Here is a 21807-nt window from a genome sequence, read left to right as displayed (position 1 = left end):
AAGCGTGAAGCTAAGCAAGCGCTTAGCCACTTGTCTCATTCCTCGGGGAGGCCCCATGGAACGCGTCATCTTCAACGAGGACCACCACGCTTTCCGGGCCAGCGCGAAGGAGTACTGCGACCGCTCCCTGGTGCCGCGGATGGAGCAGTTCCTCGCGGAGAAGACGATCGACCGCGCCGCCTGGCTGGAGGCCGGCAAGCAGGGCTTCCTCGGGCTGGACGTGCCGGAGGAGTACGGCGGTTCGAGTGTCGGCGACTACCGCTTCAACGCGGTGTTCGCCGAGGAGGTGTCCAAGGTCTCCGCGTCGCTGTCGAGTTGCTTCGGCATCCACTACGACTGCGCGGCGCCGTACCTGGTGGACCTGGGCACCGAGGAGCAGAAGCAGCGCTGGCTGCCGAAGTTCTGCTCCGGTGAGTACGTCGCCGCGATCGGGATGACCGAGCCGTCCGGCGGCTCCGACCTGGCCGCGCTGAAGACGTCGGCGAAGAAGGTCGACGGCGGCTGGGTGGTGAACGGCTCGAAGACCTTCATCACCAACGGCGACATGGCCGACCTCGTCATCACCGCGGCCCGCACCGACCCGTCCAAGGGCGCGAAGGGCATCAGCCTGTTCGTGATCGAGGCGGGGATGGACGGGTTCGCCCGCGGCCGCAAGCTGGACAAGGTCGGCCAGACCGAGTCCGGTACGTCGGAACTGTTCTTCGAGGACGTGTTCGTGCCGGACGAGAACGTGCTCGGTGAGGTGAACCGGGGCTTCATCCACATGATGGAGCGGCTGGCCCAGGAGCGGGTCGGCGCCGCGGTGTCGAACATCGCCCAGGCCACCCAGATCCTGGCCGAGACGATCGAGTACGTGAAACAGCGCAAGGCGTTCGGCCAGCCGGTCGGCACGTTCCAGTACAACAAGTTCCTCATCGCCGAGCTGGTCACCAAGGCCGAGGTCACCCAGGCGTACGTCGACAACGCGATCGTCGCGCACGACGAGGACCGGCTGTCCGCGGTCGACGCGGCCAAGGCGAAGTGGTGGAGCGCCCAGGTGCAGAACGAGATCCTGGACGCCTGCGTCCAACTGCACGGTGGGTACGGGTACATGAACGAGTACCGGGTGGCCCGCGCCTGGCGCGACGCCCGGGTGACCAAGATCTGGGCCGGGAGCAACGAGATCATGAAGGAACTCATCGGCCGCGACCTGGGCCTGTAGGAAGGACCTGCCATGCCTGAAGCAGTCATCGTGTCCACCGCGCGTTCGCCGATCGGCCGCGCGCACAAGGGGTCGCTGAAGGACATCCGGCCGGACGACCTCGCCGTACAGATGATCAAGGCGGCGGTCGACAAGGTGGGGTTGACCGGCGACCAGATCGAGGACCTCGCACTCGGGTGTGCCGAGCCGCACGACGAGCACGGCGGCAACATGGCCCGCCGGGTCGCGGTCCAGCTCGGCTGGGACGACACGCCGGCGACCACGGTCAACCGGTTCTGCGCGTCGTCGACGCAGACCGCGCGGATGGCGTTCCACGCGATCAAGGCCGGCGAGGGCGACGTCTTCGTCAGCGCCGGCGTCGAGTGCGTGTCGCGGTACAAGAACTTCGGCTCGGCCGGGGTCGGCGACCCGAGTTCGTTCAACCCGGCCTTCGCCGACGCGGTGCAGCGGACCGAGAAGTACGCCGAGACCAACGACACCTGGCACGACCCGCGCGAGGACGGGCAGCTGCCGGACATCTACATCGCCATGGGCCAGACCGCGGAGAACGTGGCGACGCTGAAGGGGATCAGCCGGGCCGACCAGGACGCGTTCGGCGTCCGCTCGCAGAACCTGGCCGAGAAGGCGATCGACAACGGCTTCTTCGACCGCGAGATCACGCCGGTGACGCTGCCGGACGGGACCGTGGTGAGCAAGGACGACGGCCCGCGGCCGGGGACGACGCTGGAGAAGGTCAGCCAGTTGCAGCCGGTGTTCCGGCCGGACGGGACGGTCACGGCCGGCAACTGCTGCCCGCTCAACGACGGTGCCGCGGCGGTCGTGATCATGAGCGACACCAAGGCCCGCGAGCTGGGCCTGACTCCGCTGGCGCGGATCGTGTCGACGGGTGTCAGCGCTCTGTCGCCGGAGATCATGGGCCTCGGCCCGATCGAGGCGTCGAGGCAGGCGCTGGCCCGGGCGGGCATGACCATCGACGACATCGACCTGGTCGAGATCAACGAGGCCTTCGCGGTCCAGGTGATCGGCTCGGCGCGTGAGCTCGGCATCGACGAGGACAAGCTGAACGTGCACGGCGGCGCGATCGCGCTCGGTCACCCGTTCGGCTCGACCGGCGCCCGGATCATGACGACGCTGGTGAACGGGTTGCAGTTCGAGGACAAGCAGTTCGGTCTGGAGACCATGTGCGTGGGCGGCGGCCAGGGGATGGCCGTCATCCTGGAGCGCCTCAGCTGATGTCGCTGAAGGACCGTACGGCGATCATCACCGGAGCGTCCCGCGGAATCGGGCTGGCGATCGCGCAACGCCTGGTGGCCGACGGCGCCCGCGTCGTCATCACCGGGCGCACCCAGGAGACCCTCGACCAGGCGGTCGAGTCCCTGGGTGGCCGGGAGCACGCGCTCGCGGTCGCCGGGAAGGCGGCCGATCCGGAGCACCGGGCTCAGGTGGTCGCCGCGGCCGTGGCGACGTACGGCTCCGTGGACCTGCTGGTGAACAACACCGGCATCAACCCGGTCTACGGCAAGCTGCTCGATGTCGACCAGGCCGTCGCGACCAAGATGGTCGACACGAACGTGCTGGCCGCGATCGCCTGGGTGAAGGCCTGCCGGGACGCGTGGATGCGCGCTCACGGCGGCGCGGTCGTCAACCTGTCCTCGGTGGCCGGCCTGGCGCCGTCGCCGGGGATCGGCTGGTACGGCGCCACCAAGGCGATGCTGTCGCGGGTCACGGCCGAACTGGCGGTCGAGTTGGCTCCGGAGATCCGGGTCAACGCGGTGGCTCCGGCGGTCGTGAAGACCAAGTTCGCCGGAGCCCTCTACGAAGGGCGTGAGGACAAGGTCGCGGCGACGTACCCGTTGAAACGGCTGGGTACGCCGGAGGACGTGGCCTCGCTGGTGTGGTTCCTGCTGTCGGACGAGGCGTCCTGGATCACCGGCCAGACCATCACCATCGACGGCGGCCTGACCCTCACCGGCGGCATCGCCGGCTGAGCGCGGCGGCTTGTGTCCTCGACGCTGGTGCGACCGCGGCGGTCCGGTGGGATCGGCGGACCGCCCGCCGCCGGTGACCACGTCGTGTCCCAGCACGATGGCACTTCCGGCGGTCGGGGCGATCAGTCCGACAGCACCGGGCCACTCTAGTGCCAGACCGCTGCACGGCAGAATCACAGCGAGCGCGCACCCGTTGCGATCACGTTGCTGTTCGGGCCCGGCCGTTAATCCGTGGCGATCCGCAGGCGTGCTGGTTAGGGTCCCGGCATGAGGACTCGGGTGGTGATCCGGCCGGCCACCGGCGACGACGCCGAGGCCGTTGCGGCGTTGCGGCGCGCGGTCTACTCGTACAAGGTGATGTCGCCGGCAGCGACCAGGCACCTGATCACCGTCTCCGCGCCCGGGGAACGCGTCCTCGCCCTGGTTGCGGAGTCCGCGGGTGAAGTGGTCGCCTGGGGCTCAGCCGCGCTGAACATCTGGACCAGCGAACCCGGCCAGAGCAACGTCTCGATCTACGTCCATCCGGACCATCGCAAACAGGGCATCGGATCCGAACTGGCGGACAGGTTGCACCAGCACCTCGGTGAGGTCGGCGCCGTCCGCACGCGGGCGTTCGTCCATCCCGACGGTCTCGAGTTCGCCCGGAACCGTGGGTACGACGGAACGCGGCAGATGCACTTCTCGGGTCTGGACCCGCGAGTCCTGCCCGCCCAGCCGCCGACTCCCGACGGCATCGAACTGGTGCCGATGGACCAACTGACGCCTCGGCAGGCGTACGTCGCCGATTCGGTCGCGTCCCTGGACGAGCCGGGTGACTCTCCGCTCGACGCGATCGACTACGACCTGTGGGTCGAGGAGGTCTGGAACGGTCCGGCGCTCGACAAGTCGCTCAGCATCGCGGCGCTGGCCGGTGACGAGGTGGTCTGCTTCACCGCGGTCGAGACCGACGGCGATCGCGCCTGGTCGGGGATGACCGGCACGATCCCGTCGTACCGGGGCCGCGGGCTGGCCAAGCTGGTCAAGTCGGTCGCACTGCGCCGCTGCGCCGACGCCGGGATCACCGGCGCCTACACGTCGAACGACGACGAGAACGGCCCGATGCTTGCCATCAACAACTGGCTCGGCTACCGCCGCGTCCAGACGGAATTCGGCCTGCTGCGACCCCTGGGCGCGTAGAGCGGCTGATTCTCGGTGAGCTCTGAGACAGAGCTGTAACAGGGCTCGCATTCGGTATGCACCTGGGCCGGGGTTATGTTCCGGAGAACTTCGCCGAAGGAGTTCGCATGGAGATCAGGCGTGCCGAGCCGGGGGATGTCGAGGGCGCGATCGCACTGCACGACGCGCACGCGCCGTACCTGGTGCTGACGGCCTCGGCGCTGCGCCGCGGGCTCTCGGCCGCGCACGTCCCGGGCCGTGGAACGTTCGCCGCGGTGGACGCGGGCGAGGTGGTCGGCTGGGCGTCGACCGCGCTGATCGCGGGCTCGGATCCACTGGACGGGCAGCTCCGCATCCTGGTCCGGCCGGACCACCGCGGCCGGGGGATCGGGACGAAGTTGCTGGAGGCAACCCACGCGGAGCTGCGGTCGGGCGGGGCGACCAGCGCGCGGGTGTTCGCGGAGCCGTCGACGGTCGACTGGGCGGCCCGGTGGGGGTACCGGCAGACCCGGCAGGTGCACTACGCCGGGATCGACCCGCGGAAGGCGCCGGACCTCCCGGGAGTGCCGACCGGCGTGGAACTGGTGCCGCTGAACGAGGTCGATCCGCGCAGTCTCTACGAGGCGGACCTGATCGCCCAGCGCACCAAGCCGGGGGACGCCAAGATCACCACCCGGCCGTACGACGACTGGCTCGACGGGGTGTGGAGGTCGCCGGCGACCGTGCTCGATCTCAGTATGGCGGCGGTCTACCAGGACCGGGTCATCGCGTTCACGCTCGGCAACGGCGATCACACCAAGATCTGGTCACAGATGACGGCGACCATGCCGGAGTTCCGCGGCCGCGGCCTGGCCAAGCTGGTCAAGTGTGCCGCGCTGCACCGGGCCGCGGCCGCGGGCGTGCAGGCCGCCTACACCGCCAACTACGACGGCAACACCCCGATGATCGCGGTCAACGAGTGGCTCGGCTACTACCGCGTCGCCACCCACGCGGTCCTGATCTGCCCGTTCTAAGGAACGAGCAGTACGACGGTCTCCGCGACGCAGGCGGGTTTCGTCGAGTTCTCCAGTTCGATGACCCAGTTGAGCGAGACCTGCACGCCGGCCGGGGTCTCGGCCGTGTTGGCGATCGACGCGCTGGCTCGGATCCGGGAGCCGACCGGGACCGGGGCGGGGAAGCGGACCTTGTTCACGCCGTAGTTGAGCTTCGCGGTGACACCGTTGACCGAGAACAGCTCGTCACCGAACCGCGCGATCAGGCTCAGGGTGAGATAGCCGTGCGCGATCGTCCCGCCGTACGGACCCTTCTTCGCGCGCTCGACGTCGACGTGGATCCACTGGTGGTCGCCGGTCGCGTCGGCGAACGTGTTCACCTGCTCCTGGGTGATCTCCAGCCACTCGGTCTCGCCCAGTTGGGTGCCGACCGCGTGCACGACCTCGTCGATGCCGGTGAACGACTGCGTCATCTCCCCGGCCCTCAGTTGCGGGGTCCGCCGGCGACGTACAGGACCTGACCGGAGACGAATCCGGCCTCCTCGCTGCAGAAGTACGACGCGGCCGCGGCGATGTCCTCCGGCTTGCCGGTCCGGCCGACCGGGATCTTCTCCACGTTCAGCTTCTTGAATTCCTCGAAGTCCATCCCGACCCGGGCCGCGGTGGCCGCGGTCATGTCGGTCTCGATGAAGCCCGGCGCGATCGCGTTCGCGGTGATGCCGAACTTGCCCAGCTCGATCGCGAGCGTCTTCGCCAGCCCCTGCAGGCCGGCCTTCGCGGAGGCGTAGTTCGCCTGGCCGCGGTTGCCCAGTGCCGAGGTCGAGGACAGGAACACGATGCGGCCGAACCCGGCCTCCACCATGTGGGCCTGGCAGGCGCGGGACATCAGGAAGCTGCCCTTCAGGTGCACCGCCATCACCGTGTCCCAGTCGTCCTCGGACATCTTGAACAGCAGGTTGTCGCGCAGTACGCCGGCGTTGTTCACCAGGATCGTCGGCTTGCCGAGTTCGGCGACCACCCGCTCGACCGCGGCCGTCACCTGGTCGCTCTTGCTCACGTCACAGCCGACCGCGATCGCCTTGCCGCCCGCGTCGGTGATCGCCTTCACCGTGCCGGCGCAGGCGCCCTCGTCCAGGTCGAGCACCGCGACCGCGTTCCCGTCCTCCGCGAGCCGCTGCGCCACAGCAGCACCGATTCCCCGGGCCGCCCCGGTCACGATCGCCACCCGCTGCTGCTCGGTCATCGCTGCTCCTTCGGTCGTGCTGGTGCCGGGGATGACATTACCCACGCTCCGTCACGCCGGGAGTACCCAGGATGCGATGATCGCCGTGTGGATCATCACAACCGCCACGTCTACCACTGCCCGTTGCGGTGGGGCGACCAGGACGCGCTCGGCCACGTGAACAACGGCCGGTACGTCGACTACCTGCAGGACGCCCGGGTCGACTTCCTGTTCCGGACCGCCAAGGAGCTCGGCGCGGACGACCTGGAGACCGGCTTGCTGGTGGCCCGGCACGAGGTGCAGTACCGCGCACCGCTGCGCTTCCGCCCCGAACCGGTCCGGATCGAGCTGTGGATCAGCGAGATCAAGGCCGCCTCGTTCACCGTCGACTACGAGATCCTGGACGCCGAGCCGGAGCGGAAGACGTACGTCGAGGCACGCACCCGGCTGGTCCCGTTCGACTTCGCCGCCAACCGCCTACGCCGGATCACCCCGGTCGAGCGCGAGGCCCTGTCGAAGCTGGTGGGCTCGTGACCTTCACGCATCCGGTTCTGGTCCGCTGGTCCGACATCGACTCCTACGACCACGTCAACAACGTGCGGTACTTCGACTATCTCCAGGAAGCCCGGATCGCGTTCCTGTCCGAGATCGTCGGTACGACAGGCGACTTCTTCGCCGATCACCCGTGTGTACTCGTCAGCCAGACCGTGGACTACCTGCGACCGATCCTGCTCAGGCATCCGCCGTACGACGTCGACGTCTGGGTGGAATCCGTCGGTACGACGTCGTACACGCTCGGCTCCCGGATCGTCGACCGGAGCGGGGACAGCGAGGACCTGTACGCCAAGGCGGTGTCGGTGATCGTCACCGTGGACGGCGAGACCCACGCCAAACGGCCACTCGCAAACGCCGAACGGGAAGCCCTCCTCAAGCATGTTGTCACGGCTTGAGAGACTGGAACCGATATGACTGAGCAACAGAGCTTCTACGACGCCGTCGGCGGGGCCGAGACGTTCCACCGGCTGGTGGCGGCCTTCTACCGTGGCGTCGCCGCCGACCCGGAGCTGCGCCCGATGTACCCGGAGGAGGACCTCGGCCCGGCCGAGGAGCGCTTCCGGATGTTCCTGGAGCAGTACTGGGGCGGCCCACGGACGTACTCCGAGCAGCGCGGGCACCCCCGGCTGCGGATGCGGCACGGCCCGTTCGCCGTCACCCCGAGCGCCCGGGACCGCTGGCTCGGCCACATGCGTGCCGCGCTGGACGAGATCGCGCTGCCACCGGATCGGGACGAGGAGATCTGGACCTACATGGTGATGGCGGCGCACAGCATGGTGAACACCGACGAACCGCAGTACCCGGGCGCGATCGACGTGTCCGGCCGCTGAATCTCTCTTTCGAAGGAGACAACACGAGCATGGCCGCAACCCGTACCGCCAAGGCCCACTGGGAAGGTTCGCTGCTGGAGGGGGCCGGTCAGGTCGACCTCCAGTCGTCCGGTCTGGGCACGTTCGACGTGACCTGGGCCGCCCGGACCGAGCCGGAGGCCAGCGGCAGGACGAGCCCGGAGGAGCTGCTGGGTGCCGCGCACTCGAGCTGCTTCAACATGGCGCTCTCGAACATCCTGGCCAAGGCCGGCCACGCGCCGGAGTCACTCGACACCACCGCCGACGTGACCTTCGTCCCGGGCGAGGGCATCACCGGCAGCAAGCTCTCGGTGAACGGCAAGGTCCCCGGCCTGACCGCGGACGAGTTCGCGCAGTTCGCCGAGGACGCCAAGAAGAACTGCCCGGTGTCGCAGGCGCTCGCCGCCCCGATTTCCCTCGAGGTCAGCTTCACCGCCTGACGTCGCCTCCACGCCGCCGGATCCCGTCACGGGTCCGGCGGCGTTGTCGTGGTCCCGGCAGGCGACCGCCGTCAGCGGGCGCCTCAGCGTGCAGGTGGTCGAGAGCTCTGCGGCTGAGTGGCTGTCTCCGAAGCTCGGCTTCCGTCCGGGGTTCCGGCCGCCGCAGTTTCGTCCTCCGGCTTGGTCTCCTCGGCCCGCTCGGCGGCGCTGCCGACGCCGGTCGATCCGCCGCTGTCCGGGTCGCGGGTGGTCAGGTTGCCGACCCGCAGGACCTCGCCGTTGCGGACGTACCAGGTGGTGCCGTCCTCGCCGCGCAGGGTGGTGATGCGCAGGCCGACCGCGACGACGACACCGGTCGCCTTCTCCAGGTCGACCAGGTCGCCGACGCCGTACTGGTCCTCGAAGATCATGAAGACGCCGGCCAGGAAGTCCTTCACCAGCGTCTGGGCGCCGAAACCGAGAGCGACGCCGATGATGCTCGCGGACGCGATCACCGGCATGATGTTGAAGCCGAGTTCGGCCAGCACCATCACCACCAGTACGGCGCTGAGCACGATCGTCACGGCGCTGCACAACAGCGAGGCGATCGTCTCCGCCCGCTGGGCCCGGCGCTCGCTGGCGAGCGTGTTCTCGACGAACTCCTGACCGATCCTGGACTTGGACAGCACACCGGCGACGGCGCCGTTCCCGGTGCGGCGGGCGAACCGGCGGATCACCTTGTGCAGCACCCAGCGGAGGACGAAGAAGCCGATGATCAGCCCGGCGATCCGGGCCGGGACCAGGACGATCTGGTCGGTCACCTCCAGCTTGCCGTCGTTGCCGTACCGGAAGAAGGTCGGAAACGATCCCGGCAGCGAAAACAGGGGGTGACTGACTGAGGACACAAGGTAGCTGGTCAGAATAGGCATCTCGCCGCCCGATCTTAGTGATCACGACAAGGGAGAAGCGATCGCATGCCCAGCCGGCTGGACGACGAGCTGACCAGGCTCGTGAGCGCGGGCGTGCTGCGCCAGTACCAGGCCGACGCCCTCCGGGCCGCCGCGGACGCGGAGATCGCGGCGGCGCTCGCCGACCCCGCCCGGGGGCGGCCGCAACCACCGTCCGAGCCGTCCCCGGCGAAGCCCCGGACGCCACCGGCGGCGACCCATTCGAACGCGTTGATCGAGGTGCTCGGGTACATCGGCGGGGCGTTACTCCTCGGCGCGGTCGCACTGCTCACCGTCGCGAACTGGGGTGAGATGGGCCGGGCCGCACGCGTGAGCACCGGTACGAGTGCGGCGGTGATCCTGCTCGGCGCCGCCGCCGTCCTCGGCATCCTGCGCCGGCGCGAGCAGCTCAGTTCCGCGCTGGCGTCGCTGGGGTGCTGCGTGGCCGGCTTCGCCACGTACGTCGCCATCGAAGGGGAGACCGGCCGGATCGTCGGCGTCGCCGTCGCCCTCGCTCTGGCCGGGGCCGGACTGTGGTGGCTGGCCGGCTCTTCGTTGCTAGTGGCAACGTTCGGGATCCTGGCCGTCGGTGTGCTGGTCATCACGGCAGATGTCCTGACTCCGGACACCGGCCCGTCATCGAACAGTGCCGGGATCGCCGGGACCGGATTCATCCTGGTCGCGTTCGTGATGGCGATGCTCGGCCTGGTCCGGGATCAGGTGACCGCGTGGTCGCTGGCCGGGGCCGCCATGTTCAGTTCGTCGATCTGCTGGCTGATCCAGGAACGCGGCGAGATCATGGCGCTCGCCGTCGGGACCGCCGGTCCGGCCGCGCTGCTGGTCGCGTACGGTCGCCGGCAGGCGTCGGCGTACGCCGTCGTCGGGTGCGCGATCCTGCTCGTCATCTGGCCGACCGCCCTCTACCAGCTCACCGACAACATGGCCGGTGTAGCCATCGGCCTGGTGATCGCGAGCGCCGTCCTGCTGGTCGCCGTACTCCTTCTCAGTCGCAGGCGGGCGAACCGGTAACGACAACGCGCGGCGTTTGCGCGTTGAGGCGGTTGATGCGGCAGACTCGCTGAGGTGACTGCTCCTACTCCGGCCCTTGTCGAGCTAGCGGTTGCCCATGGTGTGGCGACGGAGTACTGGAACTGGCAAGGCGAGCATGTGATCGTCTCCAGCGAGGTGGTGTCCGCCGTACTCGCGGCACTCGGTGTGGACGCGTCCACACCGGAGAAGGCAGCCCTCGCGCTGGAGGAGCACCGGCTGGACCGTTGGCGCCGGACGCTCCCCGCCACCGTGGTGATGCGGGTCGGCTGGACGCCCTGGTTCGCCGTGCACCTGCCGCACGGGTCGACCGTCGAGGTCTGGGTGGACCTCGAGGACGGCGGTCAGCGGCGGGACATCCCGCAGCAGGACCGCTGGGTCGAGCCCGAGTGGGTCGACGGCGTGCTGACGGGAGAGGCGACGTTCCAGCTGCCGGGGGACCTGCCGATCGGCTACCACCGGTTGTGCGCCCGGATCGGCGGCAATCCGGAGATCGCGGTCAGCACGCTCATCGTCACCCCCAGCAAGCTGGAGCCCGAGAAGCTGCGGCGCACCTGGGGCTGGGTGCTGCAGCTGTACTCCGTCCGCTCACGCCGCTCCTGGGGGATCGGCGACCTGCACGACCTCGCGGACCTGGCCGCCTGGTCCGCGACCGACCTGGGCGCCGGCTTCGTGCTGGTGAACCCGTTGCACGCTGCGGAGACCGCGGGACGGATGGAGCCCTCGCCGTACCTGCCGGCCTCGCGGCGGTTCGGCAACCCGATCTACCTGCGCATCGAGGACATCGACGAGTACGGCGACCTCGCACCGGCCGAGCGGGATCGGGTACGGGCGCTCAGCCTGCAGACCCGGGCACTGAGCGAGGACCCGACCGCACTGGACCGTGACACCGTGTGGGCGGCCAAGCGGGAGGCGCTGCAACTGCTGGTCGGTGTCCGGCCGTCGATCGGCCGGATAGCGGAGTACGGCGCCTACTGCGACCGGGAGGGCCAAGGCCTGATCGACTTCGCCACCTGGGCCGCGATCGCCGACGTCCACGGGCCGGAGTGGAGCAAGTGGCCCGAGGAGCTCCAGGACCCGAGCTCGCCGGCCGTGGTTGCCTTCCGCAACGAGAACCCGGACGCGGTGGAGTTCCACTGCTGGCTCCAGTGGCAGCTGGACGAACAGCTGGCCCGGACCCAGGCCCGCGCCAAGGCGGCCGGCATGTCGCTGGGCGTCGTACACGACCTGGCTGTCGGTGTGCACCCGGACGGTGCCGACGCGTGGGCGCTGCAGGACGTGCTGGCGTCCGGTATCCACGTCGGTGCGCCGCCGGACGCCTTCAACCAGCAAGGGCAGGACTGGTCGCAGCCGCCGTGGCGGCCGAACGCGCTGGCCGAGACCGGGTACGCCGCCTGGCGGGATCTGGTCCGGGCGGTCATGCGGCACGGCGGGGGCCTGCGGATCGACCACATCCTCGGCATGTTCCGGCTCTGGTGGGTCACGTCGCCGGAGCGTCCGACCGAGGGGACGTACGTCCGGTACGACCACGAAGCGCTGGTCGGCATCCTCGTCCTGGAGGCGACCCGCGCCGGTGTGACGGTGGTGGGGGAGGACCTCGGCACGGTCGAGCCGTGGGTGCGTGACTACCTGACCGAGCGCGGCATCCTCGGTACGTCGGTGCTGTGGTTCGAGCGGGACAAGCACGGCAACCCGCTGGCGCCGGAGCGCTGGCGTGAGCTGTGCCTGGCCACGGTGACCACGCACGACCTGCCTCCGACGGCCGGCTATCTGGCCGGCGACCACGTGGACCTGCGCCATCGGCTCGGCCTGCTGACCAGACCGGTCGCCGAGGAGCTCGAGATCGACGAGGCCGAGCGTGACTCGTGGCTCGACACACTTCGCGAGCGTCACCTGCTGAGCAACACCGACGGTGACGTCGAACGCATCGTCGAGGCGCTTCACCGGTACGTCGCTCACACCCCGGCGAAGCTGGTCGGTGTGGCGCTCACCGACGCTGTCGGTGAACGCCGTACGCAGAACCAGCCGGGGACCACGGACGAGTACCCGAACTGGCGGGTGCCGCTCGGCGGGCCGGACGGGGCGCCGGTGCTGATCGAGGACCTGCCGAACAACCAGCGGCTGCGGAGACTGGTCGGTGCGCTGAACATCTAGCTTTCCGTAAACAGCCGCTCACGAACCGTTGACAATAGATTTGAACGGTTGTTTTCTATCTGCAAGAAGGCGCCTTCCTTCACTGTCCTACCGCCCCAACAGTTGAAGGAGTTGTCCGCATGCTCCGAGCACGCAAGTTCAGCCTGGCCGGAATCGCCGTCGGTGCTGTGGCGCTGATGGTCACCACGTCCGTTCCGCTCGCGTACGGCCACGGGTACACCACCGGGCCGACCAGTCGCGCCAAGCACTGCCAGAACGGCACTGTCCAGAACTGCGGCCAGATCCAGTGGGAGCCGCAGAGTGTCGAAGGCCCGAAGGGCTTCCCTGCGGCCGGACCGGCCGACGGCAAGCTCTGCTCTGCCGGGTTGGCCCAGTTCGCCCAGTTGGACGACCAGCGCAACGGCGCCTGGCCGGCGGAGCAGTTGACGCCCGGCCAGAGCTACAACTTCCGCTGGTACCTGACCGCCCCGCACGCCACCACGGACTTCAAGTACTACATCACCAAGCAGGGCTGGAACCAGAACGCCCCGCTGACCCGGTCGGCGCTCGACCTGAACCCGTTCCTGACCGTCAGGATGAACGGCGCCCGGCCGTCGAACAACGTCAGCCACCCCGGCACGGTCCCGACCGGCCGGACCGGGCGGCACATGATCCTCGCCGTCTGGACCATCCACGACACGGGGAACGCCTTCTACCAGTGTTCGGACGTGCGCTTCTGATTCAGCCGGGTGATCGGTGCGGGGAGCCGGGGGACTAGGCTTCGGGATGTGATCACTGAAGTTTCCGGCCACACCCTGCTGGTGTTCGTCGGCATCCCCGCACTGGTCATCGCGGTGGTGGCGCTGCTGGTCTTCGCGCCGTCGATCGCGAACGGACCGCGCTACCGCCCAGGCCTGTCCTGGTGGGCTCCGCCGGTCTGGATCAACGGGCCGACCGCGACGAAGCCCGACCCAGCCAACCTGCCCGAGCTGCCTGGCGCGCCGGGGACCACCGCGAACGCCGGCTCAGGCGTCGCCCGTTCGACCGGAGGCGCAAGTGCCAGCTGGTGACGCATTCACCCCCGACCAGCTCTACGACATCGAGAAGGCCGTCCGGCACGCCGAGGAGGTCTCCGGCCTGCACTTCTCCGTGTACGTCGGTGGCGCCGACTCGGAGACCCGGCCGTTCGCGGTGGAGTTGCTGAACGAGCTGGACGACCCGGACCGCAGTGTCCTGGTGTACGTCGACCCGGCCGGACGCCGGCTGGAGATCGTCACCGGCGCCCTCGCGAAGCGGCAGCTCTCGGACACCTCGGCCGGTCTGGCCGCGCTGACCATGCAGACGTCGTTCGCGGCCGGCGACCTGACCGGCGGACTGGTCACCGGCGTACAGCAGCTGGGTGAGCACGCGCACCAGCCGCCGCTGCTGCACGCGAACCAGCCGCACCAGCAGTGATCCGGCCACTTCGGCCGCACCGCATCGAGCTCGACGACGTCGTCCTGCGTCCGTTCGAGTGGACCGACGAGCCCGCGGTGGCCGAAGCACTGCATGACCCGGAGATCCTGCGCTGGACCGCGGGTACGGCGGTGATCCGCACACCCGCGGACCAGCGCGCGAAGCGGTGGCTCGAGCCGCGGATCGACTGCTGGGCGCGCGGCGCCGCGGCGTTCGCCGTGGCGGACGCCGACAGTGACTATGTGCTCGGCAGCGTGTCGGTCCGCGACGTCGATCGCGTGCCTGACCAGGCGGTCGTCGCGTACTGGGTCAACCCGGCCGCACGTGGGCGCCGGCTGGCTGCCCGCGCACTCGACGCGGCAGCCCGATGGGCCTTCGCCAAGGACGGGCTCGGCCTGCACAGGCTGTGGCTCGACCATTCCCTCGTCAACGAGGGCTCATGCCGTGTCGCGACCCGGGCCGGCTTCCAGCTGGAAGGCATCATGCGCGACTACTACGTGGAGCCGACCGGTCAGCGTCACGACTCCCACCTTCACGCCCGGCTGGCGACCGACCCGGTCTAGCTGCTAGGTGCGCCGGCCGGCTCGAACGTGGGGCAGGCCGAGTTGGAGTGGGCGCGCTGCGTCTTCGGCGCGGAGCACAGGTCGAGCATCTGAGCGGCCGAACTGCCCGGACCGAGGTAGACCATCCAGGTGTCGATGACGGGCTCCATGGAACTGTTCGCGATCCCGGGGTACTGCCCGTCGACCAGCATCGCCTTGGCCGGGACGCCGGCGTTGATCATCGCCGCCGCGGTGGCCTTGGCCAGTTGTTCGGCGTCCATCCCGACGTCGGTCGGGTACTTCTCCATCACGACGATCCACTGCCCGCGCTTGAAGACCGGCGAGGTCGGGCCGGTGTTCGGTGTGGTGCTGGTTGCCGTCGCGGCCTTCGGTGCCGCGGAGGAGACCGGGGGCTTGCGGTCCGCCTTGGCCGTGTTGACCGACGGGGAGGGGTCGGCGCTCAGGGTGGGCGCGCTCGGAGCCGGTGCCGCCGCGCCTCCGGCCGCTCCGGTGCCCAGCGTGAGTCCGTCCTCGGCCGGGGTCGAGGGGCCCCGGGTCAGGATGACCGCGAACACGGCGATCATCGCGGCGGCCGCCACGATCGCGGCGCCGACGGCACTGTGTGAGCGCTGAGGCTTGCGGGCGTGTCCGTGCTGAGCACGTGCCGCCCTGGGCTGGGGCCGAGCCGGCCCCTGCTGAGGAGTGGTCTGCTGCCGGGAAGGGCTCTTGTGTTGTCTCCGGGCGGCGCGGGCGGGCGGCCTCCGGTGATCCACGGGTGTCACGGCAAGGGTCCCTCCCCAGATTCCCTTGTGGCGGATATTGCGTGCAGCTTAGACCTAACCGCCACGGAAGTGAGTACTACTCACGTGATGAGAATCCCCTTCTGGACAAGGGAATCGCGCGCCGCGATGGACGCCTCACTGTCCGCTGAAGAACAATCGTTTGATCCTCACAATCGGCATTCGCGCCACCACTGTCCGGATCCGCGGACGAAGGCTCGGCGGGATGACTCAGGTGCCGGACGGGATGCCGTCGCGCTTCGGCTGGGGCCGCGTGTCGAGCGCGTCGTCGAGCCAGGCGTCGATATCGACGCCGGAGCCGAGGATGTGGTGCACGTACGACGCCCGTTCATGACTGAGCACCTCGAGCTCCCAGACGCACGGCGCGGCACCGATCGGGGCGGGCCGCAGGTCGTCGACCTCCATCCCGCTGAAGACGCTCAGCCGGGACTGGAAGTCCTTCGCCCAGCTCTGCACCACCAGGTAGACCCCGTCGTCTCCGAGGTGCAGGACGACGACGCCCAGTCCGACCGACCCCATCGCGTCGTCGAACTCGAGCTGCCGGGTGGCGGTGGCGCGGGCGACCTCGACCATCTGGTCGTCCCATTGGCGTCCCCTCGCGGTGACGACGTACGGCTTCACCAGGCGATTCGGGTAGCGCCAGGGCATCAACGGAGTGACAGGGCGGGGTCGGTAGGCCTCTGCGAGTCCGGTCAGCGCAACAGCTGCCGCACCAGCCAGGGCGGGGTCAGTAGCGGGCACCGACCCAGTTTTACTCCTGCCTGGTTCAACCCGACACCGCCGGTCTCGATCAGCGACCGGCGGTGTCGATCGATCCGCGTCAGCTCGCGTCGCGGGCCTGAGCCGCAAGTGCGCGAGTCAGGTCGGCCTGGGCCTCACTGACATAGCGCAGCGTGGGTGCGTCCACCGAGGACGACTCGCTCTCCAGCCAGGCCGAGAGCGCGTCGAGCGTGGACTGCTCCGGCAGGTGGCGCGGCGACAGGTAGACCAGCACGTTCTCGCCCATCGAGGAGCCGAGGCGGGTGTACACCTCCTTGGCCGCGGTCAGGTACTTCTCGACGTACGGCCGCAGCAGGTCCTCCTGGCCGGGCTGCTGGAAGCCGAGGATGGTCCGGAACTGCGTCTCGTTCGGGGTGTCTTCGGACTCGACCGCGATCCGCCAGGCCTCTTCCTTGGCCTCGGCGGTCGGCCGGGCCGCGCGCGCCTGCGCGGCCCGCTCCTGACCGGTGATGGTGGTGTCCCGGGTCAGCTCGTCCTCGATCTCGTCGGCGCCGACCCGGCCGAGCCGGGCGAGTGCCACGATCAGGGTCCAGCGCAGGTCGGTGTCGACCACCAGGCCCGGCGGCAGGTCACGGTCGTCGAGCCAGCCGGCCAGCCGGTCGGCGCCGGCGTCGGAGAACACCGCTGAGCTGTAGGCCCGGGCGAACGCGAGCTGGTGGTCGCTGCCCGGCTCGGCGCCGGCCAGCAGGTCGGCCAGGGCCTCCTCGAACCGCGCCCGCAACGCCGGCCGGTTCTCCGGGGCGGCGTACAGGTTGATGGCGTTGGTCGCCTGGGTGAGCAGCGACCGGACGCCGGTCAGATCGGTCTCGGCCTTGATGCCGCGCAGCACGATGCCGACGTACTGGCTGGCCGGCATCTCGGCGTCCCGGGTCATGTCCCAGGCCGCACCCCAGGCAAGGGCCCGAGGCAACGATTCCTTCAGCTGGTCGATCGACTCCACCAGCGTGGCCCGGGAGCGCTCGTCCAGCCGGATCTTGGCGTAGGTCAGGTCGTCGTCGTTCAGCAGCACGAGATCCGGCTGGGTGGCGCCGACCAGCTCGGCCAGCTCGGTGCGCGGGCCGTCGATGTCCACCTCGAACCGTTCGGTCCGGACCAGGCCTTCACCGGTACGGCGGTACAGACCGACCGCCAGCCGGTGCGGCCGCAGCACCGGGAAGTTCTCCGCCGCGGTCTGCTCGATCGCGAACGAGGTGAACGCGCCCTCGGCGTCGACCGCGAAGTCGGCCCGCAGCGTGTTGACCCCGGCGGTGCGCAGCCAGCGCTCGGTCCAGTCGTCCAGGTCGCGCCCGGACGCCTTCTCCAGCGGCTTGAGCAGGTCGGTCAGCTCGGTGTTGCCGAACGCGTGGTCGGCGAAGTACTCCTTGAGCGCGGCGATGAAGGTGTCCTCACCGACGAACGCGACCAGCTGCCGCAGCGTCGAGGCGCCCTTGGCATAGGTGATGCCGTCGAAGTTCACCTCGACCGCGTGGAAGTCGACCATGTCGGCGGCGATCGGGTGCGTCGAGGGCAGCTGGTCCTGCCGGTAGGCCCAGTTCTTCCGCGCGTTGCAGAAGGTCGTCCAGGCACCGGCGTACTTGGTGGTCGCGACCGCCTGCGCCCAGTGGCTGGCCCACTCGGCGAACGACTCGTTCAGCCACAGGTCGTCCCACCAGGTCATCGTGACCAGGTCGCCGAACCACATGTGCGCGAGCTCGTGCAGGACGGTGTTCGCGCGCGCCTCCAGCTCGGCGTGCGTCGTCCGGCTGCGGAACAGGTACTCGTCCCGCAGGGTCACGCAGCCCGCGTTCTCCATCGCGCCCATGTTGTACTCCGGCACGAACGCCTGGTCGTACTTGTGGAACGGGTACGGCGTGCCGAACGCCTTCTCGAACAGCTCGAAGCCCTGCTTGGTGACCTCGAACAGGTCGTCGATGTCGAGCGCGTCCTTCAGCGACGGGCGGCACAGCAGCGACAACGGGTAGCTGCCGTGCGGACCTTCGTAGACGTCGGTGACGACGTGGTACGGCCCGGCCACCACCGCGGTGATGTACGTCGAGATCCGCTCGGTCGGCGGGAACTCCCAGCGGGCCAGCTCCTCACCGTTCTCACCCTGGTACGGCGTGGGCTCGGGCGTCGGCGCGTTGGAGATGACCACCCAGCGGGCCGGGGCGGACACGGTGAAGGTGAAAGGGGCCTTGAGATCCGGCTGCTCGAAGGTGGTGAACACCCGCCGGGCGTCCGGCACCTCGAACTGGGTGTAGAGGTAGGTCTCCTTGTCGGCCGGGTCGACCGAGCGGTGCAGCCCTTCACCGGTGCGCGAGTACGTGCAGTCGGCGACCACGGTCAGCTCGTTGCGTTCGGCCAACCCGTCCAGCTGGACGCGCGCGCCGTCGAACACCGTGTCCGGATCGAGCGAGCGGCCGTTGAGCGTCACCTCACGCACCTTCTCCGCGATCAGGTCGGCGAACGTGCTCGCGCCGGCCTCGGCGGCGAACGTGATGGTGGTCACCGACCGGAAGGTCGGAGCGCCGCTCGGGGCGTTGGTCAGGTCGAGCTCGATCGCGTACTCGGCGTCGCTGACCACCCCGGCACGGGTACGCGCCTCGTCGCGCGTCAGGTTGGTTCCAGGCATGTCGGCATCCTATGCACCTGGCTGTCGGCTTGGCCGAGGGTTTCCCCGCGACATTGGGTATTGGATACCAAGCCGGTATCAACGATCCTTCAACTTTGTATGATGGTGAATATGACTGCCTCTGCCGATTTCTGGTTCGACCCGGCCTGCCCCTGGGCCTGGATGACTTCTCGCTGGATGCTCGAGGTCGAGAAGGTACGCGATGTGACGACGACGTGGCACGTGATGAGCCTCGCCGTCCTGAACGACGGGCGCGACTACCTGGACGAGGACTACAAGAGCTTTCTGAAGAACGCCTGGGGTCCGGTCCGGGTGCTGATCGCCGCCGAGCAGGCGCACGGCAACGAGGTTCTGCTGCCGCTCTACACCGCCCTGGGTCAGCGGATCCACGTCGACGGCCGCGGCATCGGTGACGGCAAGGGCGAGGTGGTGAAGGAGGCGCTGTCGGAGGTCGGTCTGCCCGCCTCACTGATCGAGGCCGCCGACACCGACCGGTACGACGACGCGCTGAAGAAGTCGCACCACGCCGGGATGGACCAGGTCGGCATGGAGGTCGGTACGCCGGTCATCTCGGTCGAGGGCACCGCCTTCTTCGGGCCGGTGGTGACCCTGGCGCCCAAGGGTGAGGCGGCCGGCAAGCTCTGGGACGGCGTTCGCCTGGTGGCCGGCACGGACGGATTCTTCGAGATCAAGCGGACCCGCGATCGCGGGCCGATCTTCGACTGATTTCGTCTGAACTTCAGGGCTTGTTTCGATCCGGGCGAGCTGGTGAAAGTTGCTCACCGAAGAGTCTCCCCAGTGGTGAGTGGGTTCCAGATGACGTTGCGTGACGAACTGCCCGACCTCGTTGCCGTCCCTGACGGCGTGACGGCCGGGATCGCCGTCTTCGACCGAGATGCCGGGCGGTTCGTCCAGCAGTACAACCCGGATCACCGGTTCCGCTCCGCGTCCGTGGTGAAGCTGCTGATCGCGCTCGACTACCTCTGGAACCGTGCCCCGGCGTACGACGTACCGGCGGCGGACCGGGACCGGCTCGAGGTGATGTTGCGCAGCAGCGACGACGACGCGGCGAGCCACTACTGGGACGAACTCGGTGGTGCCGCGCTCGTCGACCGGATGGTGAAGCGGCTGGGACTGACCCACACGTCCGGGCCGCCCGCCACGCATCCAGGCTTCTGGGGGTACGTCGCGATCACGGCCGCGGACACCGTGCGGATCTATCGCTACCTTCTGGACCAGGCACCTGAGCCGGTGCGGGCGTTCGTGATGGACCTCCTGCACCGGCCGACCCGCTACGGCACCGATGGGTTCGACCAGTTCTTCGGGATCCCGTCGGCCTTCGAGCGCGACTTCAGCATCAAGCAGGGGTGGTCCGGGTTCCAGGGCTCGAGTGGATACGGCTCCGACCGGGTCAAACCCCGCGACCACGCCGTGGACCTGCACAGTGATGCCCTGCACACCACGGGGACCGTCGGGCTGGACGACAGGACGATCGTCGCGGTCTACACGCTGCATCCGCGGGGAACGCCGTACGAGAAGGCGTACGCGGAGGTCACCCGCTTGACCGAAGCGCTGACCGTGCCCGGCGTGCCGGACCGTCGATAGGGGATGCGAGACTTCGGCCATGCGAGTGCACATCGGCTCCGACCATGCCGGCTTCGAACTGAAGAACCACCTGGTCCAGCACCTGAAGGCTGCCGGACACGACGTCGTCGACCACGGGCCAGCCGTGTACGACGCGGTCGACGACTACCCGCCGTACTGCCTGCGGGCCGGTGAGGCGGTGGCCAAGGACGAGGGCAGCCTCGGCATCGTGATCGGTGGCTCCGGCAACGGTGAGCAGATCGCCGCCAACAAGGTGAAGGGGGTCCGGGCGATCCTGGCCTGGAGCACCGACACCGCGCGGCTCGGACGCGAGCACAACAACGCGAACGTGATCAGCGTCGGCGCCCGGATGCACTCCCAGGACGAGGCGACCGGATTCGTCGACACGTTCCTGGGCACCGACTACTCGGGCGAGGACCGGCACACCCGCCGGATCGACATGCTGACCGCCTACGAGTCGACCGGCGAACTGCCGCCGCTGCCCTGATCCTTCGTCTCGTCGTCCTCCACCGGTGGCAGAACCGGTCGGCGGTCGACCGTCCGGCGCGGCCGGGAGACGTCACGGGCGCGCATCGAGCGGCCGGTCCCGACGACCGCCGGACTGGGCGGACCGGTCCGGCCGCCACCCTTCGCACCACCCGTTGTCCCCATAAGAGGAATCATGCCTGAAGGTCACACCCTGCACCGCCTGGCGAGCGACGTCTGGGACGCGTTCGGCGGCCGCCCGGTCCAGGCCTCCAGCCCGCAGGGCCGGTTCGCCGACGGCGCGGCGCTGCTGAACGGGCACGTGCTGCGCCAGACCGAGGCCCACGGCAAGCACTTCCTCGCCGACTTCGAGGGCGCCGGCTGGCTGCACATCCATCTCGGCCTGATCGGCAAGGTCGACTTCGGGCCGGCACCTGCACCCGAACCGGTCGGCCAGGTCCGCCTCCGCCTGCAGAACGAGACGTCGTACGCCGACCTGCGCGGAGCGACCGTGTGCGAGGTGCTGACCGATCCCGAACGCGAGACGCTGATCGCGCGGCTCGGTCCGGACCCGCTGCGCGACGACGCCGATCCCGAACTGGCCTGGAAACGCATCCATCGCAGCAAGCTGCCGATCGGTCAACTGCTGATGGACCAGGCGGTACTGAGCGGCGTCGGGAACGTCTACCGCGCCGAGGTGCTGTTCCGGGCGAAGCTGCATCCGATGACTCGCGGGCACCTGGTGAAGAAGCGCGAGTGGCAGGGCATGTGGGACGACCTGCTCGAGCTGATGAAGTACGGCGTCGAGACCGGCCGGATCGACACCGTTGCCGACGACCACACTCCGGAGGCGATGGGCCGTGACCCACGTCAGGACGACCACGGCGGTGAGGTCTACGTGTACCGACGGCACGGTCAGCGCTGCCACGTCTGCCACTCGGTGATCCGGACCCAGATACTGGCCGGGCGCAACTTGTTCTGGTGCCCCAGGTGCCAGCGCACAGGCCTCACTCGCAAGAGCTGAGAGTCATCAGTTGTGTTA

26 protein-coding genes are annotated in these 21807 nt (G+C 69.1%); 19 read left to right on the top strand and 7 right to left on the bottom strand.

What is annotated here, in order from left to right:
• Positions 1-55: 55 nt before the first annotated feature.
• The 5 genes from ACYVOK_RS22680 to ACYVOK_RS22660 all read left to right on the top strand — a co-directional run bounded on the left by ACYVOK_RS22680 (position 56) and on the right by ACYVOK_RS22660 (position 5357).
• On the top strand, positions 56-1201 hold the full coding sequence (locus tag ACYVOK_RS22680) for an acyl-CoA dehydrogenase family protein (RefSeq protein ID WP_460664498.1): 1146 nt from the start codon (positions 56-58) through the stop codon (positions 1199-1201).
• A gap of 12 nt (positions 1202-1213) precedes the next feature.
• Positions 1214-2434: an acetyl-CoA C-acetyltransferase gene (locus tag ACYVOK_RS22675; protein WP_460664497.1), complete on the top strand. Its 1221-nt coding sequence runs from the start codon at positions 1214-1216 to the stop codon at positions 2432-2434.
• A complete protein-coding gene (locus ACYVOK_RS22670) occupies positions 2434-3189 on the top strand; it encodes an SDR family oxidoreductase (protein ID WP_460664496.1) in 756 nt (251 codons plus the stop codon). Before ACYVOK_RS22675 ends, ACYVOK_RS22670 begins: the two co-directional genes overlap by 1 nt.
• A 267-nt stretch (positions 3190-3456) precedes the next feature.
• Positions 3457-4365 (top strand): GNAT family N-acetyltransferase, encoded by a 909-nt coding sequence (locus ACYVOK_RS22665; RefSeq protein ID WP_460664495.1) that lies wholly within the window; start codon positions 3457-3459, stop codon positions 4363-4365.
• Positions 4366-4472: 107 nt separating this feature from the next.
• Complete coding sequence (locus tag ACYVOK_RS22660; protein ID WP_460664494.1) at positions 4473-5357, top strand: GNAT family N-acetyltransferase; 885 nt, start codon at positions 4473-4475, stop codon at positions 5355-5357.
• Here ACYVOK_RS22660 and ACYVOK_RS22655 read toward each other — a convergent pair.
• Both ACYVOK_RS22655 and fabG read right to left on the bottom strand, forming a co-directional pair.
• Entirely contained in the window at positions 5354-5809 is a 456-nt protein-coding gene (locus ACYVOK_RS22655) for a MaoC family dehydratase (protein WP_460664493.1), read from the bottom strand. The genes ACYVOK_RS22660 and ACYVOK_RS22655 overlap by 4 nt on opposite strands.
• A gap of 11 nt (positions 5810-5820) precedes the next feature.
• Entirely contained in the window at positions 5821-6579 is a 759-nt protein-coding gene (gene fabG / locus ACYVOK_RS22650) for a 3-oxoacyl-ACP reductase FabG (protein WP_460664492.1), read from the bottom strand.
• Between the two features lie 87 nt (positions 6580-6666).
• On the opposite strand from fabG, the gene ACYVOK_RS22645 reads away from it, so the two are divergent.
• From ACYVOK_RS22645 to ACYVOK_RS22630, 4 genes are read left to right on the top strand one after another with little or no spacing between them, the layout of a single operon-like run.
• Positions 6667-7092 (top strand): acyl-CoA thioesterase, encoded by a 426-nt coding sequence (locus ACYVOK_RS22645; protein ID WP_460664491.1) that lies wholly within the window; start codon positions 6667-6669, stop codon positions 7090-7092.
• Complete coding sequence (locus ACYVOK_RS22640; RefSeq protein ID WP_460664490.1) at positions 7089-7508, top strand: acyl-CoA thioesterase; 420 nt, start codon at positions 7089-7091, stop codon at positions 7506-7508. Before ACYVOK_RS22645 ends, ACYVOK_RS22640 begins: the two co-directional genes overlap by 4 nt.
• 15 nt (positions 7509-7523) lie before the next feature.
• A complete protein-coding gene (locus ACYVOK_RS22635) occupies positions 7524-7943 on the top strand; it encodes a globin (RefSeq protein WP_460664489.1) in 420 nt (139 codons plus the stop codon).
• Positions 7944-7972: 29 nt separating this feature from the next.
• Positions 7973-8401 (top strand): OsmC family peroxiredoxin, encoded by a 429-nt coding sequence (locus ACYVOK_RS22630; protein WP_460664488.1) that lies wholly within the window; start codon positions 7973-7975, stop codon positions 8399-8401.
• Positions 8402-8484: 83 nt separating this feature from the next.
• On the opposite strand, the gene ACYVOK_RS22625 is transcribed toward ACYVOK_RS22630, so the two are convergent.
• A complete protein-coding gene (locus ACYVOK_RS22625) occupies positions 8485-9285 on the bottom strand; it encodes a mechanosensitive ion channel family protein (RefSeq protein ID WP_460664487.1) in 801 nt (266 codons plus the stop codon).
• Positions 9286-9354: 69 nt separating this feature from the next.
• Between ACYVOK_RS22625 and ACYVOK_RS22620 the strand changes: the two genes are divergently transcribed.
• The 6 genes from ACYVOK_RS22620 to ACYVOK_RS22595 all read left to right on the top strand — a co-directional run bounded on the left by ACYVOK_RS22620 (position 9355) and on the right by ACYVOK_RS22595 (position 14525).
• Positions 9355-10356: a hypothetical protein gene (locus ACYVOK_RS22620; RefSeq protein WP_460664486.1), complete on the top strand. Its 1002-nt coding sequence runs from the start codon at positions 9355-9357 to the stop codon at positions 10354-10356.
• A 54-nt stretch (positions 10357-10410) separates the two neighbouring features.
• On the top strand, positions 10411-12528 hold the full coding sequence (malQ, locus tag ACYVOK_RS22615) for a 4-alpha-glucanotransferase (RefSeq protein ID WP_460664485.1): 2118 nt from the start codon (positions 10411-10413) through the stop codon (positions 12526-12528).
• Positions 12529-12647: 119 nt separating this feature from the next.
• Positions 12648-13247, top strand: a complete 600-nt coding sequence (locus ACYVOK_RS22610) for a lytic polysaccharide monooxygenase auxiliary activity family 9 protein (protein ID WP_460664484.1) — start codon at positions 12648-12650, stop codon at positions 13245-13247.
• Positions 13248-13295: 48 nt separating this feature from the next.
• On the top strand, positions 13296-13577 hold the full coding sequence (gene ctaJ, locus ACYVOK_RS22605) for an aa3-type cytochrome oxidase subunit CtaJ (protein WP_460664483.1): 282 nt from the start codon (positions 13296-13298) through the stop codon (positions 13575-13577).
• Positions 13564-13962: a DUF5130 family protein gene (locus ACYVOK_RS22600; protein WP_460664482.1), complete on the top strand. Its 399-nt coding sequence runs from the start codon at positions 13564-13566 to the stop codon at positions 13960-13962. The genes ctaJ and ACYVOK_RS22600 overlap by 14 nt, the downstream gene beginning before the upstream one ends.
• On the top strand, positions 13959-14525 hold the full coding sequence (locus tag ACYVOK_RS22595) for a GNAT family N-acetyltransferase (protein WP_460664481.1): 567 nt from the start codon (positions 13959-13961) through the stop codon (positions 14523-14525). Before ACYVOK_RS22600 ends, ACYVOK_RS22595 begins: the two co-directional genes overlap by 4 nt.
• Here ACYVOK_RS22595 and ACYVOK_RS22590 read toward each other — a convergent pair.
• The 3 genes from ACYVOK_RS22590 to pepN form a co-directional block, all read right to left on the bottom strand.
• Positions 14522-15103 carry a hypothetical protein gene (locus tag ACYVOK_RS22590; RefSeq protein ID WP_460664480.1) on the bottom strand — a complete coding sequence of 194 codons (582 nt, stop codon included), beginning with the start codon at positions 15101-15103 and terminating at the stop codon, positions 14522-14524. The genes ACYVOK_RS22595 and ACYVOK_RS22590 overlap by 4 nt on opposite strands.
• 411 nt (positions 15104-15514) lie before the next feature.
• Positions 15515-16045 (bottom strand): hypothetical protein, encoded by a 531-nt coding sequence (locus ACYVOK_RS22585; protein ID WP_460664479.1) that lies wholly within the window; start codon positions 16043-16045, stop codon positions 15515-15517.
• Between the two features lie 79 nt (positions 16046-16124).
• Positions 16125-18695, bottom strand: a complete 2571-nt coding sequence (gene pepN, locus ACYVOK_RS22580) for an aminopeptidase N (protein ID WP_460664478.1) — start codon at positions 18693-18695, stop codon at positions 16125-16127.
• 111 nt (positions 18696-18806) lie between these two features.
• On the opposite strand from pepN, the gene ACYVOK_RS22575 reads away from it, so the two are divergent.
• The 3 genes from ACYVOK_RS22575 (at position 18807) to ACYVOK_RS22565 (ending at position 20787) form a co-directional block, all read left to right on the top strand.
• Positions 18807-19421: a mycothiol-dependent nitroreductase Rv2466c family protein gene (locus ACYVOK_RS22575; protein WP_460664477.1), complete on the top strand. Its 615-nt coding sequence runs from the start codon at positions 18807-18809 to the stop codon at positions 19419-19421.
• A gap of 75 nt (positions 19422-19496) precedes the next feature.
• Positions 19497-20300, top strand: coding sequence for a serine hydrolase (locus ACYVOK_RS22570; RefSeq protein WP_460664476.1), 804 nt, complete (start codon positions 19497-19499; stop codon positions 20298-20300).
• 19 nt (positions 20301-20319) lie between these two features.
• On the top strand, positions 20320-20787 hold the full coding sequence (locus ACYVOK_RS22565; protein ID WP_460664475.1) for a ribose-5-phosphate isomerase: 468 nt from the start codon (positions 20320-20322) through the stop codon (positions 20785-20787).
• Here the strand turns inward: ACYVOK_RS22565 and ACYVOK_RS22560 are convergent.
• On the bottom strand, positions 20751-20951 hold the full coding sequence (locus ACYVOK_RS22560; protein ID WP_460664474.1) for a hypothetical protein: 201 nt from the start codon (positions 20949-20951) through the stop codon (positions 20751-20753). The two genes, ACYVOK_RS22565 and ACYVOK_RS22560, sit on opposite strands and share 37 nt — an antisense overlap.
• Positions 20952-20961: 10 nt before the next feature.
• On the opposite strand from ACYVOK_RS22560, the gene ACYVOK_RS22555 reads away from it, so the two are divergent.
• Positions 20962-21789, top strand: a complete 828-nt coding sequence (locus ACYVOK_RS22555) for an Fpg/Nei family DNA glycosylase (RefSeq protein WP_460664473.1) — start codon at positions 20962-20964, stop codon at positions 21787-21789.
• Positions 21790-21807 lie beyond the last annotated feature (18 nt).

Source organism: Kribbella swartbergensis (assembly GCF_054784135.1).
Note: the sequence above shows the minus strand (reverse complement) of the source record. Positions and strands in the feature narration are given on the sequence as shown.

Bases quoted from the DNA above. Each gene is read 5' to 3' on its own strand.
- ACYVOK_RS22680 (WP_460664498.1), top strand. From the start codon at position 56: ATGGAACGCGTCATCTTCAACGAGGACCACCACGCTTTCCGGGCCAGC.
- ACYVOK_RS22675 (WP_460664497.1), top strand. From the start codon at position 1,214: ATGCCTGAAGCAGTCATCGTGTCCACCGCGCGTTCGCCGATCGGCCGC.
- ACYVOK_RS22670 (WP_460664496.1), top strand. From the start codon at position 2,434: ATGTCGCTGAAGGACCGTACGGCGATCATCACCGGAGCGTCCCGCGGA.
- ACYVOK_RS22665 (WP_460664495.1), top strand. From the start codon at position 3,457: ATGAGGACTCGGGTGGTGATCCGGCCGGCCACCGGCGACGACGCCGAG.
- ACYVOK_RS22660 (WP_460664494.1), top strand. From the start codon at position 4,473: ATGGAGATCAGGCGTGCCGAGCCGGGGGATGTCGAGGGCGCGATCGCA.
- ACYVOK_RS22655 (WP_460664493.1), bottom strand. From the start codon at position 5,809: ATGACGCAGTCGTTCACCGGCATCGACGAGGTCGTGCACGCGGTCGGC.
- fabG (WP_460664492.1), bottom strand. From the start codon at position 6,579: ATGACCGAGCAGCAGCGGGTGGCGATCGTGACCGGGGCGGCCCGGGGA.
- ACYVOK_RS22635 (WP_460664489.1), top strand. From the start codon at position 7,524: ATGACTGAGCAACAGAGCTTCTACGACGCCGTCGGCGGGGCCGAGACG.
- ACYVOK_RS22630 (WP_460664488.1), top strand. From the start codon at position 7,973: ATGGCCGCAACCCGTACCGCCAAGGCCCACTGGGAAGGTTCGCTGCTG.
- ACYVOK_RS22620 (WP_460664486.1), top strand. From the start codon at position 9,355: ATGCCCAGCCGGCTGGACGACGAGCTGACCAGGCTCGTGAGCGCGGGC.
- ACYVOK_RS22610 (WP_460664484.1), top strand. From the start codon at position 12,648: ATGCTCCGAGCACGCAAGTTCAGCCTGGCCGGAATCGCCGTCGGTGCT.
- pepN (WP_460664478.1), bottom strand. From the start codon at position 18,695: ATGCCTGGAACCAACCTGACGCGCGACGAGGCGCGTACCCGTGCCGGG.
- ACYVOK_RS22575 (WP_460664477.1), top strand. From the start codon at position 18,807: ATGACTGCCTCTGCCGATTTCTGGTTCGACCCGGCCTGCCCCTGGGCC.
- ACYVOK_RS22565 (WP_460664475.1), top strand. From the start codon at position 20,320: ATGCGAGTGCACATCGGCTCCGACCATGCCGGCTTCGAACTGAAGAAC.
- ACYVOK_RS22560 (WP_460664474.1), bottom strand. From the start codon at position 20,951: ATGGGGACAACGGGTGGTGCGAAGGGTGGCGGCCGGACCGGTCCGCCC.
- ACYVOK_RS22555 (WP_460664473.1), top strand. From the start codon at position 20,962: ATGCCTGAAGGTCACACCCTGCACCGCCTGGCGAGCGACGTCTGGGAC.